7 protein-coding genes are annotated in these 3,334 nt (G+C 69.8%); 3 read left to right on the top strand and 4 right to left on the bottom strand.

Annotation, left to right across the window (positions count from 1 at the left end; translation table 11 throughout):
- The first annotated feature begins 267 nt into the window (after positions 1-267).
- Both ACQKIP_RS43345 and ACQKIP_RS43340 read left to right on the top strand, forming a co-directional pair.
- Complete coding sequence (locus tag ACQKIP_RS43345; protein WP_365856705.1) at positions 268-405, top strand: hypothetical protein; 138 nt, start codon at positions 268-270, stop codon at positions 403-405.
- 51 nt (positions 406-456) lie between these two features.
- Positions 457-747, top strand: coding sequence for a hypothetical protein (locus ACQKIP_RS43340; protein WP_365856703.1), 291 nt, complete (start codon positions 457-459; stop codon positions 745-747).
- A gap of 111 nt (positions 748-858) precedes the next feature.
- Here ACQKIP_RS43340 and ACQKIP_RS43335 read toward each other — a convergent pair whose 3' ends face one another.
- A complete protein-coding gene (locus ACQKIP_RS43335; RefSeq protein ID WP_365856701.1) occupies positions 859-1,113 on the bottom strand; it encodes a DUF6332 family protein in 255 nt (84 codons plus the stop codon).
- Positions 1,114-1,233: 120 nt separating this feature from the next.
- On the opposite strand from ACQKIP_RS43335, the gene ACQKIP_RS43330 reads away from it, so the two are divergent.
- On the top strand, positions 1,234-1,773 hold the full coding sequence (locus tag ACQKIP_RS43330) for an adenylate kinase (RefSeq protein ID WP_427745532.1): 540 nt from the start codon (positions 1,234-1,236) through the stop codon (positions 1,771-1,773).
- Between the two features lie 29 nt (positions 1,774-1,802).
- On the opposite strand, the gene ACQKIP_RS43325 is transcribed toward ACQKIP_RS43330, so the two are convergent.
- From ACQKIP_RS43325 to ACQKIP_RS43315, 3 genes are all read right to left on the bottom strand, one after another.
- Positions 1,803-2,696, bottom strand: a complete 894-nt coding sequence (locus ACQKIP_RS43325) for an NAD(P)-dependent oxidoreductase (protein WP_365856697.1) — start codon at positions 2,694-2,696, stop codon at positions 1,803-1,805.
- On the bottom strand, positions 2,693-2,827 hold the full coding sequence (locus ACQKIP_RS43320) for a hypothetical protein (protein ID WP_365856695.1): 135 nt from the start codon (positions 2,825-2,827) through the stop codon (positions 2,693-2,695). The genes ACQKIP_RS43325 and ACQKIP_RS43320 overlap by 4 nt, the downstream gene beginning before the upstream one ends.
- A 48-nt stretch (positions 2,828-2,875) precedes the next feature.
- A partial coding sequence (locus ACQKIP_RS43315; protein WP_427745530.1) for a DUF6194 family protein occupies positions 2,876-3,334 on the bottom strand: 459 nt, incomplete at its 5' end.

Below are 3,334 nucleotides of genomic sequence, written 5' to 3'. Positions count from 1 at the left end.
GTCGGACGGTCGCGCCAGGGGGGAGGCGACCGCCCGGCTGTGCTCGTGCCGCTTCACATCACCTTCCGGCAATTCACCGGGAATGCATCCGAGAGAAGGGAAAAGGTCATGCGTAAGCGTGGTTTTCTCGTCAGCGCGACACTGGGTTCCGCGCTCTTGGTGGGAGGGCTCGCAGCCCCCGCCCAAGCCGCCCCGTCAGGCTGCTCGACGTGGCAGACCAGTCCCACGTTCGCTTACGGATCCTGCAGTGTCGTACCGCCCGGCGACATGTGGCGTCTTGGCATCCGGTGCTCGGACGGCGACTACGACTGGTCCGCGTGGAAAAAGACGTCGCAGCGCACGAGCCTGCGCTGCAACAACAGCGGGGCGGTCATCACCAGTGCCTGGATCGACCCGGCCAACTGACGCACTACGCAAGCCCAGTTCCGCTCCGTCACTCACTCCAGGAGGTCTCTCATGCGTCTGCGCAGTGCTGTCGCGTCCGTCGGTCTGGCGACCGCTATCGCCCTCGGTGTGATGTCCGTTCCCGCACAGGCGGCACCGACCGGGTGCGATTCGTGGAGAACGAGCTCCACGTTCGCATACGGCGTGTGCAACGACATGTCGCGCGGCGGCTGGTGGCGCCTCGGCATCCGTTGCTCGGACGGCGACTACCTCTGGTCCAGCCCGAAGGACACCACGCAGCGCACCAGTCTTCGCTGCACCGGCGGGTCCGTCATCACGCACGACTGGATCGACACGTTCTGACAGCCACCCACCGAAACGGCCCCTGCGTGTCGGGGCCTTCTTGACCATCCAAAGCCCACGGCATCCGCAGGCGCGGGTGCCGTGGGCCTCGTCATGACCGCCGCACGAGTCTCAGCGCCCCAGCCTCCGCTGTGCGTCGAATCGGCGCAGCACCCGCACCACGCGCCACACTCCGCACGCTGCTCCCGCCACTGCACCGGCATCCCGTAAGTTCTCGCGTGCCGGACCAGAAACGCCGAAGACCAGCGTGAAGGCCACTGCGAGGGCGAATACGGCCGCAGCCAGCAGGGCGCCCGTCACCAGGGCGAAAACGATCTCCACCGACATCGCGTCCTTTTCCCAGCGCGACTCACGCCCCATATCCATAACGCAAGTCTCGCACCACGGCCGGTCGCCGCGTCAGTGGTCCGCCGGAGAGTCATGTGGTGTTGCGTCGTCAGCCGCAGCCCCGGCACTCTCTGTTCCCGCAGACTTGAAGAGGAACCCGTGAAGATCGCAGTATTCGGCCTCCCCGGCACCGGCAAATCAACCCTGGCCCGCGAACTCTCCATCCGTACCGGCAGCCGTGCCACCAGCCTGGATGCCGTGCTCTTCGCTCCCGGCGGCACGCTGCCGCTGGACGACTTCCGCACCGAGGCCGCCCGCATCACCGACGGACCGGCGTGGATCGTGGAGGGCAACTACTCCAAACTCGCCGACATCGTGTGGCATCGCGCCGACGTCCTGGTCTGGCTCGACTACCCCCTGCCCGTGATCGCGTGGCGCGTCTTGCTGCGGTGGATCCGCCAGGTCACGGGCCGCGAACCGAACCCCAACGGCCTGACCTTCCGACGTACGTTCACCGCACGGCGATCCGTGTGGCGCAACGCCTGGCGCAAGTACCACGCCAACCGGCCCCGCTACGCCCGCCAGGCCGGCGAGGCGGCCTCAATGGGCGTACGCGTGCTGCGTGTTCGCAGCCCTCGCCAGGCTCGCAGATGGGCGCACGAACTGAGCACGGCCGGCGAGTCCGCCAGGCCCCGCTAGGCGGGGCGGGTCAGTTCGTCGCGGGCGGGTCAGCTCGCTGCGGGCGGGTCGTCGAAGCTGGCGAAGTAGGCGGCGGCCATGTCCTCCTCACCGTGTCCGGCCGCGGCGGCGCGCGCGAGGCGGTCGGCGCCCGCGGCGGCGACGTCGAGCCGGATTCCGTGCCGGCGCCCCGCCTCGACGATCAGGTCTGCGTCCTTGACGGCGGTATTCACGGCGAACTGGGCCGGGGACAGCTGGTCATCGAGTACGAGAGCGGCCTTGGCCCGCAGGTAAGGGAGGTCGAGCCCGCCGCCCTCGATGGCGTCGAAGAAGCTCTGCGGATCCACCCCCAGGGCCTGTGACAGGGCGAGGACTTCACCGGTCGCGGCGGTGGCGGCGATGACCCAGCTGTTCGCCACGAGTTTCAGCCGGGTCGCACTGCCGGCGGCCCCGTCCTCGCCGGTCCATACGGTGCGGGCGCCGACCGCGTCCAGGACGGGCGTCACGGCGGGGCGCTGCTCACTCGGACCGGCGGCAAGGACGACCAGCTGCCCGGCTTCGGCGGGCTGCCGGGTGCCGAGGACGGGGGCGTCGAAGACGACTAGGCGGTGCTCCCCGGCGAAACGGGCCAGGTCGCCGATCGCCTCGATGCCCGCGGTCGTCGACTGCACCCAGGCCGTGCCGGGGCTCAGGGCCTCGGCAGCCTGCTGCATGACGTCCAGTGCAGCGGGGCCGTCGTACAGCATGGTCAGGACGACGTCGGCGCCGGTGACGGCCTCGGACGGGGTGTCGGCGATCTGGATGCCGTCGGCGGCGAGGGGTTCGGCCTTGTCGCGGGTGCGGTTCCAGGCGCGGACGGTGTGTCCGGCGCGGGCCAGGTTTCGGGCCATCGCCGCGCCCATGATCCCCGTGCCCAGGACGCACACGGTGCGCGTGACGCTCATCGCCCCGTCTCCTCGGACGCGGCGCGGACGAGTCCGTCCTGCCATGTCTTGTGGCCGGTGCCGGTGCCGGTGCCGGTGCCGGTGCCGGGAAGATACTTCTCGGGCCAGGTGATCGCATTCTGCGTGGTCATGCGGGGGTCGTCCTTTCGGATACGGCGGGCTTTCGCCCCCTCATCGTGTCAGCCGGTCTCCGGTAGATGTCCTGCTTCGTGCCGCCGTAGGAACCGGGCACGCGCGGCATCGTGGGCGCCCCGCAGAAGCCGCACCACGGTCTCCGTGGTCCTCTCCCCCGGACTGACGACACACACCCAACCGAGCGCGCCGTACACCGGATGCGGCAGCACGCAGTCGGCGGCTGCGTAGTCGCCGGGGTCGCTGATGCCGCGCGGCTCCTGCCCGGTGAGTTCCCGGAACGTCGCACGGTCGACGTGAATGTTCACGCGCCAGCGGCCCGGAGGGTCGAGGTCGGAGGCGACGTCGTCGGGGTAGTTCTTGGTGACGATCGTCCCGTACGGCTGAACGTTCTGCGGCATCTGGCCGTCGGGGGCGTAGTAGAAGAACGCGTCTCCCCACACGAGCTCGGGGAGGTCGTCTCCCGGCCCGGGGGTAACCACGAGTGCTCCGTCGAGGCCGCGCAC

The sequence above is a fragment of the Streptomyces sp. NPDC059900 genome (assembly GCF_050270335.1).
GTDB lineage: Bacteria > Actinomycetota > Actinomycetes > Streptomycetales > Streptomycetaceae > Streptomyces.
Note: the sequence above shows the minus strand (reverse complement) of the source record. Positions and strands in the feature narration are given on the sequence as shown.

Excerpts from the sequence above, each read along its gene's own strand:
- ACQKIP_RS43345 (WP_365856705.1), top strand. The coding sequence starts at position 268 with ATGTGGCGTCTTGGCATCCGGTGCTCGGACGGCGACTACGACTGGTCC.
- ACQKIP_RS43340 (WP_365856703.1), top strand. The coding sequence starts at position 457 with ATGCGTCTGCGCAGTGCTGTCGCGTCCGTCGGTCTGGCGACCGCTATC.
- ACQKIP_RS43335 (WP_365856701.1), bottom strand. The coding sequence starts at position 1,113 with ATGGATATGGGGCGTGAGTCGCGCTGGGAAAAGGACGCGATGTCGGTG.
- ACQKIP_RS43325 (WP_365856697.1), bottom strand. The coding sequence starts at position 2,696 with ATGAGCGTCACGCGCACCGTGTGCGTCCTGGGCACGGGGATCATGGGC.
- ACQKIP_RS43320 (WP_365856695.1), bottom strand. The coding sequence starts at position 2,827 with ATGACCACGCAGAATGCGATCACCTGGCCCGAGAAGTATCTTCCCGGC.